The sequence below is a fragment of the Micromonospora sp. NPDC049645 genome (assembly GCF_040675155.1).
Taxonomy (GTDB): Bacteria; Actinomycetota; Actinomycetes; order Mycobacteriales; family Micromonosporaceae; genus Micromonospora.
Genome location: NZ_JBFAOI010000002.1, coordinates 104,410 through 124,158, shown reverse-complemented (window position 1 = coordinate 124,158; position 19,749 = coordinate 104,410). Strand labels below are relative to the sequence as shown.

21 protein-coding genes are annotated in these 19,749 nt (G+C 71.5%); 7 read left to right on the top strand and 14 right to left on the bottom strand.

Going from position 1 to position 19,749, the window contains the following annotated elements; genetic code table 11:
- Positions 1–26 precede the first annotated feature (26 nt).
- Entirely contained in the window at positions 27–1,949 is a 1,923-nt protein-coding gene (locus AB0J33_RS06135; protein ID WP_363610451.1) for an anthranilate synthase family protein, read from the top strand.
- Positions 1,950–2,078: 129 nt separating this feature from the next.
- On the opposite strand, the gene wrbA is transcribed toward AB0J33_RS06135, so the two are convergent.
- The 4 genes from wrbA to AB0J33_RS06115 form a co-directional block, all read right to left on the bottom strand.
- On the bottom strand, positions 2,079–2,696 hold the full coding sequence (gene wrbA / locus AB0J33_RS06130) for an NAD(P)H:quinone oxidoreductase (protein ID WP_363610449.1): 618 nt from the start codon (positions 2,694–2,696) through the stop codon (positions 2,079–2,081).
- Between the two features lie 319 nt (positions 2,697–3,015).
- Positions 3,016–3,384: a DUF3037 domain-containing protein gene (locus AB0J33_RS06125; RefSeq protein WP_363610447.1), complete on the bottom strand. Its 369-nt coding sequence runs from the start codon at positions 3,382–3,384 to the stop codon at positions 3,016–3,018.
- On the bottom strand, positions 3,381–4,139 hold the full coding sequence (locus AB0J33_RS06120) for a HipA family kinase (RefSeq protein ID WP_363610445.1): 759 nt from the start codon (positions 4,137–4,139) through the stop codon (positions 3,381–3,383). Before AB0J33_RS06120 ends, AB0J33_RS06125 begins: the two co-directional genes overlap by 4 nt.
- A 67-nt stretch (positions 4,140–4,206) precedes the next feature.
- Entirely contained in the window at positions 4,207–4,599 is a 393-nt protein-coding gene (locus AB0J33_RS06115; RefSeq protein ID WP_363610443.1) for a hypothetical protein, read from the bottom strand.
- 138 nt (positions 4,600–4,737) lie between these two features.
- Between AB0J33_RS06115 and AB0J33_RS06110 the strand changes: the two genes are divergently transcribed.
- Positions 4,738–5,847, top strand: a complete 1,110-nt coding sequence (locus AB0J33_RS06110; protein WP_363610441.1) for a winged helix DNA-binding domain-containing protein — start codon at positions 4,738–4,740, stop codon at positions 5,845–5,847.
- Positions 5,848–5,857: 10 nt separating this feature from the next.
- Here AB0J33_RS06110 and malQ read toward each other — a convergent pair whose 3' ends face one another.
- The 6 genes from malQ to AB0J33_RS06080 form a co-directional block, all read right to left on the bottom strand.
- Positions 5,858–7,969 carry a 4-alpha-glucanotransferase gene (malQ, locus tag AB0J33_RS06105; RefSeq protein WP_363610439.1) on the bottom strand — a complete coding sequence of 704 codons (2,112 nt, stop codon included), beginning with the start codon at positions 7,967–7,969 and terminating at the stop codon, positions 5,858–5,860.
- 163 nt (positions 7,970–8,132) lie between these two features.
- Positions 8,133–9,341 (bottom strand): sn-glycerol-3-phosphate ABC transporter ATP-binding protein UgpC, encoded by a 1,209-nt coding sequence (gene ugpC, locus AB0J33_RS06100; protein WP_363610437.1) that lies wholly within the window; start codon positions 9,339–9,341, stop codon positions 8,133–8,135.
- Positions 9,342–9,351: 10 nt separating this feature from the next.
- Positions 9,352–10,188 carry a carbohydrate ABC transporter permease gene (locus AB0J33_RS06095; protein WP_363610435.1) on the bottom strand — a complete coding sequence of 279 codons (837 nt, stop codon included), beginning with the start codon at positions 10,186–10,188 and terminating at the stop codon, positions 9,352–9,354.
- Between the two features lies 1 nt (position 10,189).
- Complete coding sequence (locus tag AB0J33_RS06090; protein ID WP_363610433.1) at positions 10,190–11,164, bottom strand: sugar ABC transporter permease; 975 nt, start codon at positions 11,162–11,164, stop codon at positions 10,190–10,192.
- A complete protein-coding gene (locus AB0J33_RS06085; RefSeq protein ID WP_363610431.1) occupies positions 11,161–12,447 on the bottom strand; it encodes an ABC transporter substrate-binding protein in 1,287 nt (428 codons plus the stop codon). Before AB0J33_RS06085 ends, AB0J33_RS06090 begins: the two co-directional genes overlap by 4 nt.
- A 405-nt stretch (positions 12,448–12,852) precedes the next feature.
- A complete protein-coding gene (locus AB0J33_RS06080) occupies positions 12,853–13,149 on the bottom strand; it encodes a flavin reductase (RefSeq protein ID WP_363610429.1) in 297 nt (98 codons plus the stop codon).
- A 236-nt stretch (positions 13,150–13,385) separates the two neighbouring features.
- On the opposite strand from AB0J33_RS06080, the gene AB0J33_RS06075 reads away from it, so the two are divergent.
- From AB0J33_RS06075 to AB0J33_RS06055, 5 genes are all read left to right on the top strand, one after another.
- On the top strand, positions 13,386–14,186 hold the full coding sequence (locus AB0J33_RS06075) for a helix-turn-helix transcriptional regulator (protein ID WP_363610427.1): 801 nt from the start codon (positions 13,386–13,388) through the stop codon (positions 14,184–14,186).
- A complete protein-coding gene (locus AB0J33_RS06070; protein WP_363611346.1) occupies positions 14,180–14,362 on the top strand; it encodes a DUF397 domain-containing protein in 183 nt (60 codons plus the stop codon). The genes AB0J33_RS06075 and AB0J33_RS06070 overlap by 7 nt, the downstream gene beginning before the upstream one ends.
- Positions 14,363–14,388: 26 nt before the next feature.
- Positions 14,389–15,093: a VOC family protein gene (locus AB0J33_RS06065; protein WP_363610425.1), complete on the top strand. Its 705-nt coding sequence runs from the start codon at positions 14,389–14,391 to the stop codon at positions 15,091–15,093.
- A gap of 185 nt (positions 15,094–15,278) precedes the next feature.
- The gene (locus AB0J33_RS06060) at positions 15,279–15,710 is read left to right on the top strand and encodes a hypothetical protein (RefSeq protein WP_363610423.1); all 432 of its coding nucleotides are present in this window, start codon (positions 15,279–15,281) and stop codon (positions 15,708–15,710) included.
- Positions 15,711–15,757: 47 nt separating this feature from the next.
- Positions 15,758–16,033 (top strand): hypothetical protein, encoded by a 276-nt coding sequence (locus tag AB0J33_RS06055; protein ID WP_363610421.1) that lies wholly within the window; start codon positions 15,758–15,760, stop codon positions 16,031–16,033.
- 7 nt (positions 16,034–16,040) lie between these two features.
- On the opposite strand, the gene AB0J33_RS06050 is transcribed toward AB0J33_RS06055, so the two are convergent.
- The 4 genes from AB0J33_RS06050 to AB0J33_RS06035 all read right to left on the bottom strand — a co-directional run bounded on the left by AB0J33_RS06050 (position 16,041) and on the right by AB0J33_RS06035 (position 19,615).
- On the bottom strand, positions 16,041–16,841 hold the full coding sequence (locus tag AB0J33_RS06050) for a L,D-transpeptidase family protein (protein ID WP_363610419.1): 801 nt from the start codon (positions 16,839–16,841) through the stop codon (positions 16,041–16,043).
- Positions 16,842–17,243: 402 nt separating this feature from the next.
- On the bottom strand, positions 17,244–17,954 hold the full coding sequence (locus AB0J33_RS06045) for an HAD family hydrolase (RefSeq protein ID WP_363610417.1): 711 nt from the start codon (positions 17,952–17,954) through the stop codon (positions 17,244–17,246).
- Between the two features lie 84 nt (positions 17,955–18,038).
- Positions 18,039–18,617, bottom strand: a complete 579-nt coding sequence (locus tag AB0J33_RS06040) for a TetR/AcrR family transcriptional regulator (protein WP_363610415.1) — start codon at positions 18,615–18,617, stop codon at positions 18,039–18,041.
- A 104-nt stretch (positions 18,618–18,721) separates the two neighbouring features.
- Positions 18,722–19,615: an RNA polymerase sigma-70 factor gene (locus AB0J33_RS06035; RefSeq protein ID WP_363610413.1), complete on the bottom strand. Its 894-nt coding sequence runs from the start codon at positions 19,613–19,615 to the stop codon at positions 18,722–18,724.
- Positions 19,616–19,749: the final 134 nt, after the last annotated feature.

The following is a 19,749-nucleotide window of genomic DNA, read 5'->3' as shown; positions in this document are numbered from 1 at the left end:
GTGGCGCCCAGCCCGACGGAGACCCGATGACCCAGCTCACCGACCTGCTCGACGCCGTCGCCACCGGCGTCGACCCCGGCCCCTTCGCGCTGCTGCGCCGCGAGGGCGCCGACGAACTGGACCTGTTCACCGGCCCGGTCGACACCGTCGAACGGCTCACCGACCTTCCGCTGCCGTCGGGCACGCCCGGGGCGCGGACGCTGGCCCTGGTGCCGTACCGGCAGATCACCGAGCGCGGTTTCGCCTGCGTGGACGACGGCGCCCCGCTGGAGTTCCTCCAGATCCGCGAGCACCAGCGGATCGCGCTGGCCGACGTACTCGCCGCGCTGCCCGACGAACCGGTGCACACCGTCGACGCCGGCTTCGACGTCAGCGACGAGGAGTACGCGCGGACCGTGCAGCGGGTGCTGTCCGAGGAGATCGGTCGCGGCGAGGGCGCGAACTTCGTCATCCACCGCGCCCTGCACGCCACCGTGCAGGGCTCGCCGCTGGGGGCCGCGCTGGCGGCGCTGCGCCGGCTGCTGCTCGGCGAACGCGGCGCGTACTGGACGTTCGTGGTGCACACCGGCACGCGGACGTTGGTCGGCGCCAGCCCCGAGCGGCACGTCAGCGTCGACGACGGTCTGGTGATGATGAACCCGATCAGCGGCACCTTCCGGTGCCCGGGTGGCATCGCGGACCGGGCGGCCCTGCTGCGCTTCCTCGCCGACCCGAAGGAGGTCGAGGAGCTGTACATGGTGCTCGACGAGGAGCTGAAGATGATGGCCACCGTCGCCGAGCACGGTGGGCAGGTGATCGGCCCGTACCTGAAGGAGATGTCACATCTGGCGCACACCGAGTACCTGCTCGCCGGGCGGGGCACCCGGGACGTGCGGGAGGTGCTGCGCGAGACGATGTTCGCGCCCACCGTGACGGGCAGCCCGATGGAGAACGCCTGCCGGGTGATCGCCCGACACGAGGGCCGGGGCCGGGGCTACTACGCCGGGGTGCTGGCCCTGCTCGGGCACGACGAGGCCGGCCGGCAGACGCTCGACGCCCCGATCCTGATCCGGACCGCCGAGGTCTCCCCCACCGGCCGGCTGCGGGTGCCGGTCGGCGCGACCCTGGTGCGGCACTCGACGGCGGCCGGCGAGGTGGCCGAGACGCACGCCAAGGCCGCCGGTGTGCTGGCCGCGCTCGGTCTCGGGCCGGCGGCGTCCGTCGGCGACCGGGGGCCGGTCGCGCGGCTGGCCGACGATCCGGCGGTACGCGACGCGCTGGCCGCGCGGAACGCGCCGCTGGCCCGGTTCTGGCTGGACCAGCGGGCACCGGACGCGCCCGGACTGCCGGGGCTGGTCGGCCGCCGGGTGTTGATCGTGGACGCCGAGGACACCTTTACCGGGATGCTGGCTCACCAACTGGGCGCGTTGGGTCTCGTGGTGACCACCCGGCCGTGGCACGCGTACGGGCCGGTGGACGCCTACGACCTGGTCGTGGCCGGTCCCGGGCCGGGCGACCCGCGTCGGGTGGACGAGCCGAAGACGGCGGTGTTGCGGGCCCTGCTGACCGAGCTGCTGGCGACCGGGCGTCCCACCCTCGCGGTCTGCCTCGGCCACCAGGTGCTGGCCGGGCTGCTGGGGTTGGCGTTGCACCGCCGGGAGGCGCCCTACCAGGGGTTGCAGCGGGACGTGTCGGTGTTCGGCCGGACCCGCCGGGTCGGGTTCTACTCGACGTTCACCGCCCGCGCCGAGACCGATCGGCTGGCGACCGGGTACGGGCCGGTGGAGCTGGCCCGGGATCCGGGTGACGGTGCCGTGCACGCGCTGCGGGGGCGGGGCTTCGCCGGGGTGCAGTTCCACGCCGAGTCGGTGCTCAGCCCGGACGGTCTCGGCGTGCTGGCCGAGCTGTTGACCGACCTGCTGCCGGCGTCGCGGGCGGACGAGTTGTCCGCGACGCCGGGACGCGCATAGTCACCGTGGCTCGGGGGTAGGGCTGGATCGACCGGTGGCGTGGACGGGCCGAGAGCCCCCGTCCGCGCCACCGGTCCCCGTCACCGTCACCGTCACCGTCGCCGTCGCCGTCGCCGTCGCCGTCGCCGGTCAGCCGGACATACCCGCCTTCAGCGCGGTTCCCAGCAGCACCGCGCGCCGGGCGGTGAGCGCGCAGGCCCCGAGCGCCACGGCGTCCGGGGCGATCTCCCCGTTGTTGCTGGTGTGCGAGGGGCCGTACGGGTTGCCGGCGATGAACTGGCTGGTGTCGGTGTATCCGGGGGTGACCACCACGCCGCCCCAGTGGTAGAAGACGTTGAAGAGCGAGGTCAGCGTGGTCTCCTGCCCTCCGTGGGAGGTCGCCGTCGAGGTGAACGCGGAGTAGACCTTGTTGGCCAGCGCGCCCTGCGACCAGAGCGGGCCGGTGGTGTCGATGAACTGCTTCAGCTGGGCGGCGACCAGGCCGTAGCGGGTCGGCGCGCCGAGGATCACCACGTCGGCCCAGGCCAGGTCGTCGACCATCGCCTCGGGCACATCCTGGGTCTCCAGGTGGTGCGCCTGCCAACCGGAGTTCGAGCGGATCGCCTCGTCCGGCGCCAGCTCGCGCACCTTGCGCAGGCGCACGTCGGCGCCGGCGTCCCCGGCGGCCTCGCACACGGCCTGCGCCATCTGGTAGGTGATGCCGGTGGCGCTGTAGTAGATCACCGCGACCTTGGTCTGGGCAGCCATCAGCGTGTCCCCTTCTCGTCTCGGATCAGCTCCCGCGACTACCCGCTGCGGACACGCTCTAACGACAGCGCCCCGGCGTTCACGTGTCGGCCCGCCGGCTCAAGTTTTCCGCAACTTCCCGGTCGTTGCGGCCCGGCGCGGCGCGCGGACGGCGATCCTGATGCCATCGGTGCCGGCGGGACCGAACCGCCGCCACGCACCGGGCACCTGAACGGGGGATCGCGCTCCGCTGGCAACGGCGCTGGCGTAGCGCGATCAGGGGACCGGCCCGGCGCCCGCCCGGCCCGCCCCGCCGGATCTGCCGCGCCCCGCCCCAGGCTCAGTGGACCAGGGTCGCCATCAGCCGGTCGAGTTCGGCCGCCGGGTCGGCGGTGAGACCGGTGTGCACCGGCCCCGTCTGGATCATCGTGCTACGCGGCGCGGCCAGCCAGTGGAACCGCTCACCGAGCCGCATCCGGGTCGCCGGGCCGTCGCCGGAGCAGGTCCGGTCCCAGGAGTCGAGCACCGCGGCCACCGCCGGCAGGTCGACGTCGGCGGCCAGCGCCCGGACCCGGTCGGCGTCCAGGTGGGTTCGCGCGGCCAGGAAGTCGCGCTGCTGGCAGTAGAGCAACACCCCGACGTTGATCTGCTCGCCGCGCTCGATGCGGGGCACCAGCCGGATCAGCGCGTACTCGAAGGGTTGCCTCATGCGCCGCTCTCCTGGGGCAGCCAGTCGGCCGTGCGGGCGACGCGGCGGGACAGGTGGTGCAGGTACGCGTCGCGCGCCGCGTCGGCCGTCTCGAAGTCGGCGGCGGTCAGCCACTCCCCCGGCACCAGGGCCAGCACCTCACTGAGCAGCTCCGGGGTGACCCGGGGCGCCAACTCGGCGTCGGCCTCGGCCAGCCGCGACGCGTACGGCGTCAGCACGTGATCCTCGGCGCGGTACGGCCGGGCCACGGCGGCCTCGGCGCGCGGCCAGTTGTGGTGGAAGTACAGCGAGGCGCCGTGGTCGATGAGCCACAGCTCCCGGTGCCAGACGAGCAGGTTCGGGTTGCGCCAGCTCCGGTCGACGTTCTCCACGTACGCGTCGAACCAGAGCACCCGGGAGGCCAGCGCCGGGTCGACGGGGTGTGCCACCGGGTCGAAGCCCAGCGCCCCGGGCAGGAAGTCCATCCCCAGGTTGGCGCCGCCACTGTTGCGCAGCAGCTCCTGCACTTCCTGGTCGGGCTCGGCCCGCCCGATCACCGGGTCGATGTCGAGCACCACCAGCGGCGGCACCCGCAGCTCCAGCCGGCGGGCCAGCTCACCGCAGATCACCTCGGCGATCAGCGCCTTGGGCCCCTGCCCGGCGCCCCGGAACTTCGCCACGTACGTGCCCAGGTCGTCGGCCTCCACCACGCCCGGCAACGACCCACCCTCGCGCAGCGGGGTGACGTAGCGGATCGCGGTGACCTGGCGGAGCACGCCGCCCACCCTACTGTGACCGGTCGTGACCGCTGGCGGCCCGGCCCCTGAGCGATGGGTACGCGACTCAGTCGAGCCTGTCGCGCAGCTTGTTGACCTGAGTTTGCAGGCGGTCCACCGCGTTCTCGTTGTTGACGAACGTGGTGATACCCGCGGCCAGACCGAGACCGATCAGCACGGCCAGGATGCTGAGCACCAGGCCACCGATCGACACGCCGCGGCCGGTGACTCCGGGTCGGCGGGCCATCTTGAGGCCGACGATGCCGAGAATGATCCCGATGATGCCGAGCACCAGTCCCAGCCAGAAGAGGATGGCCGTCAACGCGCTGAACAGACCGGCCACCCCGAACACCAGGGCGAAGGTCGCGGCGGCGCTCGTCTTCGCGCCGACGTCCCCTCGATGGCTCCGGGATCCGGCCGGTGCGCCGGCACCCCGGGCCGGCTCGCTTGCGGCAGTCATGAGATTCCCTTCCGTACGCGCGGCGCGCGTACTTCCGCCGGGCCGCTTTCCCCCGACGACGGCCGTTACGCCTCCCACCAGCGGAAGTGTCGGTGGCAGGCCCTAGGCTGGCCGCCCGGCCAGGAAAAGGAGCGCCCGATGCCTGTCGACCTCAGCGCGGCCGACGCGTTGGCGCTGCGGATGACCAGCCTGCTGTTGCGCCCACACCCGAGCACCCGACCGGGCAGCGTCGCCGAGGTGGTCGAGTGGTTCGGCGCGATGCAGGCACAGGACCTGGCCAGCGGGCTGTGGTCGTTGGGCGTCCGGCTGCCCGGTCGGGCGCTCACCGATGTGCAGGCGGCACTGGAGCGCCGCGAGGCGCTGCGCACCTGGCCGATGCGGGGCACCGTGCACCTCGTCCCGCCCGCCGACGCCCGCTGGATGCTGGAGCTGACCGGCGTGCGGTCCCTGGCCGGTGTGGCGACCCGGCGGGCGCAGCTCGGGCTCACCGACGCCGACGCGGACCGGGCGGCGGACGTCCTCGGCGCCGCGTTGGCCGGCGGCGGCCGACTCACCCGCGCGCAGTGCCTGGCCACCCTGCGCGCGGCGGGCCTGGGCACCGATGGGCAGCGCGGCTACCACCTGCTGTGGTATGCGAGCGTCCGGGGTGTGACCTGCGTGGCACCGAACGTCGGCACCGACCAGACCTTCGCCCTGCTCGACGAGTGGGCACCCGGGTCCCGCCGGCTGGACCGCGACGAAGCCCTGGCCGTGCTCGCCCACCGCTACGTTCGCGGGCACGGCCCGGTCAGCGACCGCGAGTTCGCCGGGTGGAGCGGCCTCACCCTCACCGACGCCCGGCGCGGTCTGGCCGTCGCGGGTGACGCGCTGAGCGCGGTACGGGTCGACGGCACGCCGATGTACGTCGACGCGGTGCTGGCCGACGCGCCGCGCACCGCACCTGACGACGTGCTGGCGCTGCCCGGCTTCGACGAATACCTGCTCGGCTTCCGGGATCGCACGTTGATGCTCGACCCCGCCCACCAGGCGGCTGTGGTGCCCGGCAACAACGGCATCTTCCAGGCCACCGTGGTCCGCGCCGGTCGGGTGGTGGGCGTGTGGAAGCGCAAGGTCGGCCGCACCGCGGTCACGGTGACGATCCAGCCGCTCACCACGCTCGACGTCGCCGCGCGGGCCCGGGTGGAGCAGGCGCTGACGCGCTACGCCGACTTCCTCGGGTTGCCGGCCCGCTTCGACTGGCTGACCTGACCCCGCGGCGTCAGCGCGCTGGCGGTGCCGGGTGGGCCGGTCGTGGGCGGGCGGCGCTGAGCAGGTCGACGATCCGGGCCACCCGGGGGTCGGCGCGGATCTGCGCCACGCTGGCCGGCAACGGCAGCCGCCAGTTCGGGTACTCGTCCACCGTGCCCGGCATGTTGGGTTGGCGCACCTCGCCGAGCACGTCGTAGAGGGAGACACCGAGCAGCCGGGTCGGGCTGGCCGCGAGCGCGGCGTGCATCGCCACCACCACCTCGCCGTCATCGGGTGTCGACGCCGGCCCGGCTGACGCCGGATCGGCAAACGCCGGCCGGGCTGACGCCGGATCGGCAAGCGCCGGATCGGCCAGCAGCGCCGCATCGGGCGACGCCGGACCCGGCGACCCCGGACCCGGCGTCTGATCGGTGGTCGGCGTCGGGTCGGGCAGCAGGTTCTCGGCGCGCAACATGGTGAGCAGCCGTTCCCGGTCGGCGGCGGCACGGGCCCGTTCCACCGCCACGTCGGTGCCGAGCAATTTCAACTCGTCGCGCACCCGCACGTGCTCACCGGTCAGGAAGCCCGGCGCGGTGGGCAGGTCGTGGGTGGAGATGGTGGCGAGGGCGTTGCGCGGCCACCGGGCCGGTGGGACGAAGTCGCCGTCGTTGTCGCGGGCGAACCACAGCACCGTCGAGCCGAGCATGTTGCGCCCGCGCAACCCTCGGGTCACCGCCGGCTGGACCGTACCGAGATCCTCGCCGATCACCACCGCGCCGGCCCGCTGCGCCTCCAGGGCGAGGATGCCGAGCATCGCCTCGGCGTCGTAGCGCACGTAGGTGCCCTGAGCGGCCCCGCCGCCCGGCGGCACCCACCACAGTCGCCACAGGCCGGCGACGTGGTCGACCCGCAGGCCGCCCGCGTGCCGCAGGGCCCGGCGCAGCATGTCCCGGTAGGCCGCGTACCCGGTGGCGGCGAGCCGGTCCGGGCGCCACGCGGCGAGCCCCCAGTCCTGGCCGAGCTGGTTGAAGTCGTCCGGCGGGGCACCGACCCGCACGCCCTGGGCCAGCACGTCGGCGAGCTGCCAACCGTCCGCGCCGCCCGGGTCGATGCCGACGGCCAGGTCGTGTACGACGCCGACCGGCATTCCCGCCGACCGGGCCGCCGCCGTGACGGCGTCGAGCTGCTCGTCGCACAGGTGTTGCAGCCAGGCGTGGAAGGCGACCCGGTCGGCGAGGTGGCGACGCTGCTCGGCGACCGCCGGGGCGTCGGGGTGGTGCAGCTCCGCCGGCCAGGCGCGCCAGTCGTTGCCGTGTCGCTCGGCGAGCGCGCACCAGGTGGCGAAGCTGGTCAGCGCCGGGTCCGCGGCGAGGTCCACCGGCGGGGCGTACGGGTGCAGCAGCTCCAGGGCGTGCCGCTTGGCGGTCCACACCTCGTCGTAGTCGATCAGTGGGCCCCGGTCGGGGCGTAACGCGTCGACCACCGCACGGGTCGCCGGGTCCGCCGCACGGTACGCGGCGGTGTCGCCGACCCGCAGGTAGAGCGGGTTGACGAAGCGTCGGCTGGCGGGCGAATACGGTGAGGTGGCGACCGGGTGCGCCGGCCCGACCGCGTGCAGCGGGTTGAGCAGCACCAACCCGGCGCCGGTGTCGCCGGCCCACTCGGTGAACTCGGCGAGGTCGCCGAGATCGCCCATGCCCCAGGAACGCTCCGAGGTGAGTGCGTAGAGCTGGAGCATCCAGCCCCAGGTGCGGGGTGGCACCGGCAGCCGGCGCGGCACCACCACCAGGGTCACCTCCCGGTCGGCGCAGGCCAGCCGGTGCCAACCCAGCGGCAGGTCCGCGGGCAGCTCACCGTCGACCGCGCGGCGGCCACCGTCCTCCAGGGTCACCACACCCGGGCCGGGCAGCGCCCGGGTGCGGCCGTGGGTGAGCACGACCGTCTCCGGCAGGGCGCTGCGATCGACGGCGCGGGCGGCGGCGAGCGCGTCGGCGATGGCTGTCGGGCTGGTGGCGTCCACGCCGAGCAGCCCCAGCACACCCACCACGGTCTCCGGTGCGACCTCGACGCGGCGGTGCCGCCAGTCCTCGTACCAGGTGGAAACACCATGCGCGTTGGCCAGCGTGGCCAGTCGTCGGTTCATCCCGTCCCCCGCTTCACGACGCGACCTGCGACCACCTTCCCACGCCCGGGCACAGCCCGCATCCCGCCGATCTTGCACTTTCTGTCCTGACACAAGGGGCATTCCACCTATGTCGACAACGGAAAGTGCAAGATCGGCGGGAGCTGGTGCGGGCCGGGCAGGCTCAGTCGGCGAGCGCGCCGGCGGCCCGCCCCTCGTGCAGGGTCAGGTTGCGGCCGGTCGCCGGATCGAACAGGTGGATCTTCTCCAGGTTGAACCAGACCCGCCGGGTCTGCCCCTCGGCGACCGGGGACTCGGCGGACAGCCGGGTCACCAGGTTGCCGCCGGCGCCGGCGAAGTCGGCGGCGCCCGCGTCGGCGGCCAACTCCTCCAACTCGGCGGCGCTGGCCTTCTCGCCCTCGACGGTGAAGTAGACGTACTTGTCCGAGCCCATCGACTCGACGATGTCGACCGGCGCCTCGAACTCCATGCCCCGCCGACGGGTGTCGTCGTCGACCAGTTCGGCGTCCTCGAAGTGCTCGGGCCGGATGCCGAGGATCAGCTCGCGGGGCGCGTCGGCGCTCTCCAGCTCCCGGCGAACCCGGTCGCCGAGCGGCACGTCGCCCAGGGCGGTGTGCAGCCGGCCGTCCTGCACGGCGGCGTGCAGGAAGTTCATCGACGGGGAGCCGATGAAGCCGGCCACGAAGAGGTTGCGCGGGTGGTCGTACAGCTCCTGCGGTGGCCCGACCTGCTGCACCGCGCCCCCGCGCATGATCACCACGCGGTCGCCGAGGGTCATCGCCTCGGTCTGGTCGTGGGTGACGTAGACGGTGGTGGTGCCGAGCTGCTTCTGCAACCGGGACACCACCGTGCGCATCTGCACCCGCAGCTTGGCGTCGAGGTTGGACAGCGGCTCGTCCATCAGGAACGCCTTCGGCTGGCGGACGATCGCCCGGCCCATCGCCACCCGCTGCCGCTGGCCGCCGGAGAGGTTGGCCGGCTTGCGGTCCAGCAGCGAGGTCAGCTCCAGCACCTTCGCGGCCTCGTCGACCTTCTGGTCGATGGTCGCCTTGTCCAGTTTCGCCAGCCGCAGCGGGAACGCCATGTTCTCCCGCACGGTCATGTTCGGGTAGAGCGCGTAGGACTGGAACACCATCGCGATGTCCCGGTCCCGGGGAGCCTTGTCGTTGACCCGCTGCCCGCCGATGCGCAGCTCGCCGGAGCTGATGTCCTCCAACCCGGCGATCATGTTGAGGGTGGTGGACTTGCCGCAGCCCGAGGGCCCGACCAGGATCACGAACTCGCCGTCGGCGATCTCCAGGTCGACGTCCTGCACGGCGACGGTCCCGTCCGGGAAGCTCTTGCTCACCTTGTCCAGCACGATGTCAGCCATGACTACTCACCTATCCCTTGACTGCGCCGGAGGTCAGACCGGACACAATGCGACGCTGGAAGAAGAGGACGAACAGGATGATGGGTACGGTGATCACCACGGCGGCGGCGCAGATCGCCCCGGTGGGGTCCTCGAACTGCGACGCGCCGGTGAAGAACGACAACGCGGCCGGCACCGTGCGGGACCGCTCGGTCGAGGTCAGCGAGATGGCGAACAGGAAGTCGTTCCAGCAGAAGATGAAGACCAGGATCGCCGTGGTGAACAACCCGGGTGCGGCCAGTGGCGCGATCACCCGCCGGAACGCCTGCCCCTGGGTGGCGCCGTCCATCTTCGCGGCCTTCTCCAGGTCCCACGGGATCTGCTTGAAGAACGCCGACAGCGTGTAGATCGCCAGCGGCAGCGCGAAGGTGATGTACGGCAGGATCAGGCCGGGCCAGGTGTCGAAGATTTTGAGCTGACGTTCGATCTCGAACAGCGGTGACACCAGCGACACCTGCGGGAACATGGCGATCAGCAGGGAGACGCCGACCAGCAGCTTCTTGCCGGGGAAGTCCAGCCGGCTGATCGCGTACGCGGCCATCGCGCCGAGCACCACCGCGATCAGCGTGGCGATGAGCGCGATGCCGATCGAGTTGATCAGCGCACGGACGAACTGGTCGGTGTCGAAGATCGTCCGGTAGTTGTCAAGCGTCCACTCCCGAGGAATGAACTTCCCGTCGGTGAGGGTGGCCGGCGTCTTGAACGACAGCGACGCGATCCACAGCACCGGCACCAGCGCGAAGACGACCACGAGGACGTCGAGCAGACCCCAGCGCAGCTTTGCCCTGGTCGTGGTTTCGACAGCCATGTCAGCGCCTCTCCCCGTCGTCGCTGCCGGGGGCAGCGGTGCCGAACAGCTTCACGAAGACGAACGCGATGATCGCCACGGTGATGAAGATCAGGACCGACATCGTCGAGCCGATGCCGAGGTTGAGGCCCCGGAGCAGGTTGTTGTAGGCGAGCATTGACACCGACGAGGTTTCGTTGCCACCGGCGGTCAACACGAAGATGTTGTCGAAGACCCGGAACGCGTCCAGGGTGCGGAACAGCAACGCGACCAGGATCGCCGGCTTCATCACCGGCAGCATCACCTTGGTGAACTTCTGCCAGGCGGTCGCGCCGTCGGTGGAGGCGGCCTTGAGCAGGTCCTCCGGCACCAGCGCCAGCCCGGCCATCAGCAGCAGCGCCATGAACGGGGTGGTCTTCCAGATCTCCGCCAGCATGATGATCGCCAGGGAGCTGGCCCGTTCGGTGAGGGGTGCGCCGTCGCTGAACAGGTCGGCCAGGTAGCCGGTGCCGGGCGTCCAGGCGTACCGCCAGGAGAACGCGGCGACCACGGTGACGATCCCGTACGGAATGAGCGCCGAGGTCCGGACCAGGCCGCGCCCGACCAGGGTGCGGTGCATGATGATCGCCAGGCCCATGCCGAGCACCAGTTCGACGGCGACGGTGACCACCGTGATCAGCGCGGTCACCCCGAACGCGGTCCACCAGAACTCGTTGCTGAGCACGGTGACGTAGTTGTCCAACCCGACGAACTCACGCTGGTCGGGAAAGCGCAGGTCGAAGCGCTGCAACGACAGCCAGACCGAGTAGATGATCGGGTACGCGGTCACCCCGATCATGACCAGCGCGGCGGGCGCGCAGAGCAGCAGGCCGAGACGACGTTCGGCCTTCTTGTTCTCGCTCAACGGCGGCTTACGGCGGCCACCCCGTTGGGTGGGGACGGTGGCGCGCTGGCCGTCGGTCTTCTCGGGGGTTTCCGTGGTGGCGGGCCGGGTCATGGCAGGACCCCCTTCGACTGGAGGGCGTCGGCGATGGCGCCGCGCAGCTCGTCGGCGGTCTGCTGGGGACGGATACCGGACGGCGGCGACAGGATCGCCGACATCACGGTGGAGATGCTCTGGTAGGCGGGGGTCAGCGGGCGGGTCGCCGGTTCCTTCAGCTCTTCCAGGATGGTGTCCTTCATCGGGTACGCCTCGGTCATCTCCGGGTCGTCGAAGACGGCCTCGATGGTGGGCGGTACGCCGTCGTTGATGGCGGAGAACTTCTGGTGCTCGGCGCTGCGGATGCAGCGGGCCGCCTCGAAGGACATCTCCGGGTGCTTGGAGTAGGAGCTGACCGCCAGGTTGACCCCACCGATGGTGACCTTGCTGGGGGTGCCCTCGTCGATGCCCGGGATCCGGGCCCAACCGACCTGCTTGGCCAACTCCGGGTTGGCCTCCTGGAGGGCCGGGTAGACGAACGGCCAGTTCACCTGGAACGCGCCCGCGCCGGACTGGAACTCCAGCCGGACCGGGTCCTCGGTGGCGTTGCTGAACGACGGCGAGGTCACGCCCGACGTGGTGAGCTTCTTCAGCTGCTCTAACGCCCGGACCGTGCCGTCGTCCATCACGGCCTGCGTGCCGTCGTCGTTGAGGATCTTGCCACCGGCGCTCTCCGCCAGGGTGTTGTAGAGGACGACCAGGCCCTCGTACTGGGCGCCCATGGTGAGCACCTGGTACGGCTTGCCCTGTCCCTTGAGTTGCTGGGCCGCGCTGATCATCTGGTCCCAGGTGGTCGGCGGTTGCGGCACCAGGTCCTTGCGGTACCAGAGCAGCTGGACGTTGGTGTTCTTCGGCGCGGCGTACAGCTTGTCCTCGTACCGGGCGGTCGCCAGCGGCCCGGCCAGGGTGCCCTGCTCGACCTCGGCCTTGTCCGGGCCGGTCCACTCGCGGATCCAGTCGGCGCTGGCGAACTCCTGGGTCCAGGTGACGTCCAGGCCGAGCAGGTCCATCCCGCTGTCCTCGGCGGCGAGCCGGCGCACCATCTGCACCCGCTGGTCGTCGGCCTGCCGGGGCAGCACCCGGTAGGCGATCTCGTAGCGCCCCTGGGCCTGCGCGTTGCAGTCGTCGACCACCTTCTGGAGGTTCTGTTCCGGTGGGTAGTACAGGTTGATCGTCGGTGGGCCGCCGTCGTCGTCCGCACCGCACGCGGCCAGCGGCGCGACGAGTGCCAGCGCGGCAGCCGCCGCCCCCAGTCGTACGACCGGCCGGCGTCGGTGTCGAGCCGTTTCGGGGTCCGTCATCGCCCTCCCCCTCTCCTCGGCGAAAGACCGGGGAGGGGCATCCGTGCCCCGGCGCACGGCGAGTCGATCCCGAGCCGGCAAGCTGCGGAAACTCCGGCGCGGACGCTCTGTGCGGCTACTCTGCCCCAGCCGTGGAGCCGCGAAACCTGGCCGTCACCGCAGGAGCCCGCGCAGCGACCGGCGGTCCCTGCGCTGCGGGGACGACGTGCGTGATCCACTCGGCTTGCTGGACTCGGCCACTCCAGCAGGGCGTGGTCCACTCGGCTTCCTGGACCCGGCCACCCCGGCCGGGCGTGATCCACTCGGCTTCCTGGAAGTCGCGCTGTCACCGAGCCAGGGAAGCCCCGTCTTTCAGGAAGGCGAGTCGATCAAGCGCTGGGGGCGCGGGTCCCCGCAAACGGCGCATCAGCTCCGGGCCCTCGCCCAGGAAAGGAAGCGCTCGGTCATCCGGGTCGGCGGGTGCTCCGGGTGGAGTTGGGTGAGCTGGTTCGTCGCCTCGTGCATCAGCGTGCCGAGGTAGATCAACAGTGCGGTGCGGCTGGTCCGGTACTCGGTGAGCAGGGCGAGCTTGGCCGGCTGGCAGGGCCACTCGCTGCCACAGTTCCGGCACCGCCACAGCGGGCGCATGGCGACGTGCGGCACGGGCGGTCGGACCACCATCACCGCCACCGCACCGCGGGCTGCTGCTTCGTCGGGCTGCACACGTCGACCTCCTCGGCGGCGGGGAGGGGTCGCTCCCGCAAGGGGGAGACGGGAGCGACCCCGGGGACAGGAGCCCGCCGCCGCCATCCGGCCACCGGCGGACCCGCCACTGGTGACAGTCTGGTGATGGCGCGACTACCGTCGATACGTGCTCGCGCCATCCGTGCAGCTCAGCGGTCCAGGTGAGCACCCATGAGGGACACGCCGAGCCAGACCGAGCGAAGGTTGGGGAATCAATGGGGACCGTCACCGACTACGTGCTGGAAGAGTTGCGCCTGTTCCGAACGGGATTCGGGCTCAGTCAGGACGACTTCGGCAGGGGCATCGGCTACTCGGGTTCACACGTCAGCTCCGTGGAGACCGGCGGCCGACCGCCCACAAAGGAGTACATGCGGGCGGTCGACACCCAGCACCAGACCGGCGGGCGCTTCCTGCGGATGCTTGACGGGTTGGCCCGGCTCGACGCCGAGCCGGCCTGGCTGCGCGAGTGGATCGAGTTCGAGCGGGAGGCGACCACGCTGCGCTGGTTCGAGTTGGCGTACGTGCCGGGCCTGCTCCAGACCGAGCGGTACGCCCGCGCCACGCTGGCCGGCGGCCGGTTCGACGCCGAGGACGTGGACCGGATCGTCGCCTCCCGCCTGGAGCGGCAGGCGATCCTGCAACGCCCGCGCCCGCCGCAGCTCATCGCCGTGCTGGACGAGGCGGTGCTGCGCCGCCCGGTGCTCGACCAGCCGGGCCTCATGGTCGAGCAGTGCGAGCATCTGGCCCAGTTGGCGACGGCGGAGCATATCCAGGTGCACGTCGTGCCGACGGATGCTGGGATGTATCTGGGAATGGGCGGTCAGTTCATCATCGCCGAGATGCCGGACGGTGAGCGCGTGACCTATGCCGACAACCAGCTCACCGCGCAGATCGTCGATGCCTCGGCCGACGTCGCTAAGCTGGGGAAGACATGGGAGATCGTGCGGAACGAGGCGCTCCCCCGCCGGCAGTCAATCGACCTGATCAAGGAAGTGGCGAAGTCATGGGCATGCTGAACCCCCAGTGGCGGAAGTCGACCCGGTCCGGCGGCAACGGCGGAGCCTGCGTCGAGGTCGCCGACAACCTGCCAAGCGTGGTGCTGGTGCGCGACACCAAGGACCGCGACGGCGGCACCCTGCACGTCGACCCGACGGCCTGGAAGGCGTTCATCGAGTACGCCAAGCAACGCTGAGCGCCCCGACCGGGCATGCTGGACGCATGATCGCGCGCTTCAAGGACCTCTGCCTGGATGCCACCGACCCGCTCGCACTCGGCGCCTTCTGGGCCCGGATGCTCGACGGTGACGTGGCCGATGCCGGTGACGACGACACCCGGGTCGACCCGCGCTCCGCGCGTTCCAAAGCCGAGTCGATCTGGGTGAACAAGGTGCCCGAGCCTCGGGTCGGCAAGACCCGCGTACACCTCGATCTGCGCCTGGCCGACGCGGAGCCGGCGGCGCTGCTCACGGCCGGCGCGCGACTGGTCCGCGAACCGGCCGGCGACGCCACCTGGTGGGTGCTGGTCGACCCGGAGGGCAACGAGTTCTGCGCGTTCCCGGCCCGCGAGGGCACCGGGCCGGGCCCGTTCGAGCTGGTCGTGGACTCGGCCGACCCGGCCGCTCAGGCGACCTGGTGGGCCGGTGTGCTCGGCGGCACGGTCGAGCACGACCCGACCACCTCCTGGGTGCGGGGCGCGGCCGGCTTCCCCTGGGACTACTGGGTGTTCGCCGAGGTGCCCGAGCCCAAGACGGTCAAGAACCGCCTGCACTGGGACGTCGCCCTGACCGACCCGGAGCCGATGGCGTTGGTCGCGGCGGGCGCGACGCTGCTGCGGGAGCCTCTCGACGAGGCGCACTGGTGGTGGGTGCTGGCCGACCCCGAGGGCAACGAGTTCTGCGCCTTCGCACCACGTCCAACCGGGTGAACGACCGACTACCGGGCGCGGGCAGGGTCGGCTAGCGTTTTCGTAGCGCCGCAGCCGGCGCGTTCGCCGCCGCCGTCGACACGCCTCCGGCCGACCCATGCCTGCCCGATCGGTTGGTAATCGTGGGAACTCCCCACCGCCGCTGCCCCGGTTCGGCAGGATCGTCCCAACGAGGAGGTGCCGTCGTGCAGGACACCCGCGCTCTCGCCCTGACGTTCGAGGTGAGCGGCCTGCCACCGGTCAAGACCGAAGCGTTGTCCATCTTCGCCGCCGGGCATCGTCAGGCGACGAAGGTCCGCACCCTGCTCCAGGCCGCCCTCACGGCGGCCCAGCGCACCGGCTGGACGCCGCTGCCCGGGCCGATCGAGATCGACCTGGTGTTGCGCTGCCCACCCGGGCACCGTACGGCCGACGCGAGCACGCTGCTCGGCGGCGTCTGCGCGGTGTTGCAGGACAAAAAGCGGGTGTCAAACATCGGCCTCGCCCACCTCGGCGTCCTGGTGGACGTCGCCCTCTACGACGACGACCGGCAGATCCGCCGACTGTCGTACCACGAGGAGCCGGCGGAGGACTTCTCGTACCAGGTGCGGATCTCCGCCGTACCGATCGGGGTTTGACCGACGTTCGCGGTGGGGTACCGCGGACGCCGACGAAGGGAGCACCGATGTCGGAGCCACATGTCACGCTCGACCCCCGCGGGCTCGACCCTGTGCAGCAGAAGTTGCGGGGCCCGCTGGAGGAGCAGCTGACCTCGGCGCTTCAGGCGGCCACCGACCGGGTCCGCGCCGACTACGGCGGCGAGCCGGTCGAGCAGGTCTGCCAGCGACTGTTGGAGGAGACCCGCTCCGGGTTGCATCCCGACATCGCGGCCGGCTTCAACCCGGACATGGACGAGTTCTGCCGGGTGGCGGTGTCGATCGTCCGGCGCGACCCCGGCTGAACGTTCTTCAGTATCGGCGGAGCTGCTCGTACGGGCTGAGCACGATGCGCGGCGACAGCGCCGGGTCCAGCCAGTTGAGCACGTCGACCAGGTGACCGTGGGCGAGCGAGACGCAGCCGGCGGTGGCGTTGCCGGAGCTGGTGCTGAATTGGTGCAGGAAGATGCCGCTGCCCGCGTTCGGCACCGGCTTCGGCACGTTCGGCGCCATGTTGTAGGTGATCACCGCGAAGTGCGTGTACGCGGGAACCTCCTTCCACAACGCCTCACTGGCCCCGCCCGGGTTGGTGGAGCTCTGCTGGAAGGTGTTGTAGAGCGGGGACGCCGGGTTCTCGTTCCACCAGTCGCCGCTGACCAGCCGGTGGTAGGGGTATCGCACGCCCGGGTTGGCGGCGATGCCGTACATGGTGGGACCGATCGAGTAGACCCCGGTGGGCGTGGTTGGCACACCCTCGACGTGGTTGTCGCTGAAGCCCTTCGAGCCGAGCCGGGCCGGCAACGACGCCGACGCCGGCTGCCAGCGGTCCCCCACCCGCACGTACATCTCCAGCCGGGCGTAGGTGGTGGAGTAGCCGCTGGCGGCGACGACGATGACCTGCCTGGTCTGCGTCGGCAGGGTGGTCAACCGGGCGGCCAGGTTCTGGCGCGGCAGCGGCCCGGTGGGGTGCGGCGCCGGCGCAATGCCCCAGGACGGCGACGCGGTGGCACCGGAGGGCGACGCGGCGGCACCCGACGCGGGCACCGCCGGGGCGAGCAGGCTCGGTGCCGCGAGGCCCGCCGCCGCGCCGAGCAGGAGGGATCTGCGCTTCATTCCGCCATCCTGACAGTCGACCCGGCGCGCGGTCTGCCCCGCTCGCCACGTTCGACGATCGCGGGCCGGGTCAGGGCCGGGTCCGCAACTACCCGGCCCTGCCCCTCGATCGTCCGACCGGGGAGCGGACAGCTCCGGCACCCCGCCGCGCGGGCGTGACACGACGCCACGCGAGACCGGGGGGAGCCGGCCACTCCGCACTCAGCTCCACGGTGCTCACCCGTCGAACGCCGCCGCGCCCCCGGCACACCCCGGGCCGTGAGCGCCGAGCCAGGTTAGGCACGCTCCGACCGGTCGGACAAGCCACGTCGGACGACCGATGGCGCGACTGATCCCAGGATGAAAATCAGGCATCTCGGCGTAACGCGACCATGATCGCCGACGCTGTTTGGTCTCGTACGGTCAGAAGTGCCGCAGCAGGTCGGGGAACGCGGCGAGCCGCAACACTCCCCCGTCGGTCGGGTCCAACTCGTCGTCCTCCAGCACCCACGTGTTCGCGTTCGGAATGAACACGGCGTTCAGCCCGGCCGCCCGCGCCGGCAGGATGTCGGACTTCGGGGAGTTGCCGATCATCCACGCGTCCTCCGGCGCGAAGCCGTGCTCCCGCACCAGCCACCGGTACGTGTCCACGTTCTTCTCGACGACGATGTGCGCCGCCCCGAAGTGGTGCAGCAGGCCGCAGGCGTCCAGCTTGCGCTGCTGCTCGTCCCTGTCGCCCTTGGTCAGCAGCAGCAGCTCGTGCCGGGTGGCCAGCTCGTCGAGCGCGTCGGCCACCCCCGGCATCAGCTCCACCTTGTGCTCCACGAGGGCCACCGCCAGCCGGTCGATCTCCTGCCGTTCGGAGTCGGTGGCCGGGCGCTCACGCAGCCGCTCCAGGCACTCCGCCAGGCTGCGCAGGAAGACCTTGCTGCCGTACCCGTGCGCCACCGCGTTGGCCCGCTCGATGTCGTCGAGGACGGCCCGCAGCTCGGCCCGGTCCAGGGTGGGGTGGTGCAGCCAGCTCAGGAAGTCGTCGATCACCCGCTCGAAGACGACGTTGTTCTCCCACAACGTGTCGTCCGCGTCGAAGATCAACACCTGCGCCTGCCGCCTTGCCGCCTCGGCGACCGTCATAGCATTTCCTCCCTGCGCCACCGCCGAAAGACCGGAGGACAGGATAGGCGGCAGCCCGTCACCAGACCACGATCGGCAGTGCGGTCACGGCCAACGCAGCAACCGTTGCGCGATCAGCGCCTCGCGTTCCTCCTGCCCCTCGGGTCGCAGCCGACCACCACGGGTGAGCATCACCACGCCGTGCAGCAGGCTCCAGCCCACCTCGGCGAGGGTGTCCGGGTCCCGGCCCTCGGCCAGCGGGGTCAGCGCCGCCCGCAGCTCCGCGAAGACCGCCCGCGGCGCGGCCGGCACGCCATCCACGCCGAGGGCCAGGTCGGGGGTCAGCGCGAGCATCGCGTCGTAGACCTCCGGATTCGTGTACGCGAAGTCGAGGTACGCGGTCGCGACGGCCGGCCAGACCCCCTCGGGGCTGCCGACGGTCTCCGCGTGCGCCTCGGCGAGATCAGCGGCCAGATCGGCGAACGCGCACACCGCGACGGCGGCGATCAGCGCCTCCAGATCCGGGAAGTGCCGGTAGATGTCACCCATGTCGATCTCGGTCCGTTCGGCGAGCCGCCGGGTGGTCACCCCGGCCCAGCCCTCCGTCTCGGCCAACTCTCGCGCGACCGTGACGAGGAGGTCACGCCGGTCCTGTTCAGTGGCCTTTTCGGCAGGTCCGGGCACGCACACGAGCGTAAGGGCGTACACCTGCCGTAGCGGCCGGGTGACGGATTGGTGACTGTTGTGGATGGCCGGCTCTCTCGCACAGGTGCCGAGGCGGCAGGCCGTCACCGGCGCAGGGCGGTCTCGCGCGACAGGTGCGACAACTTCTCGGGGTTACGCACCGCGTAGACCCCGCTGATGAGCCCGTCGTCGATGCGCAGCGTGAGGACGGTGTCGAGCGCGCCGTCGAGCCGCAGAACCAGCGCCGGGTGGCCGTTGACCTGGGCGGACTGCAACGCCATGGTCGCGACCCTGAGGTGGGTGGCGCACAGCAGGCGGGCCACCTTGTCGGCCCCGGCGACCGGCCGCAGCACCGCCGATCTGATCCCACCGCCATCGCCGACGAGCACGACATCCGGCGCGAGCACGTCGAGCAGGCCCTGCACGTCGCCGGTCTCCAACGCCGTTTGGAACGCCCGCAACACCCGCCGACTCTCGGCCGGGGAGACCCTTCCACGAGGCCGCCGTGCGGCGACATGCGCCCGCGCCCGGTGGGCGATCTGGCGGACGGCGGCCGGGCTCTTGTCGACCGCTTCGGCGATCTCGTCGTACGTCAGGTCGAACACCTCGCGGAGGACGAACACCGCCCGCTCAATCGGCGCGAGCGTCTCCAGCACCAGCAGCATCGCCATCGAGACACTCTCGGCGAGTTCGACATCATCGGCGACGTCGGGTGCGGTCAACAGTGGCTCCGGCAGCCAGGAGCCGACGTAGGACTCCCTGCGCCGACCGAGTGTGCGTAGCCGGTTGAGCGAGAGTCGGGTGGTGATCCGGACCAGGTAGGCGCGCTGGTCCCGCACCGCCGCGAGATCCACGTCCGCCCACCGCAGCCAGGTTTCCTGGAGTACGTCCTCCGCGTCGGCGGCCGAGCCGAGCATCTCGTACGCGACGGTGAAGAGCAGGTTCCGGTGGGTGACGAACACGTCGAGAGCCAGGTCCCCGTGCTCGTCCGCACTCATGTTCGCGCCCCCAGCATCCAGGTGTCCTCCAGTCTCGCCGAACTCGACCGCGTCACGCACCAGACACCGGCCGCCCGCGTTGTGTGACACCGGTTCCCCCGTGCGCCACGTCACGTCCCCCGCTGTCACGGCGC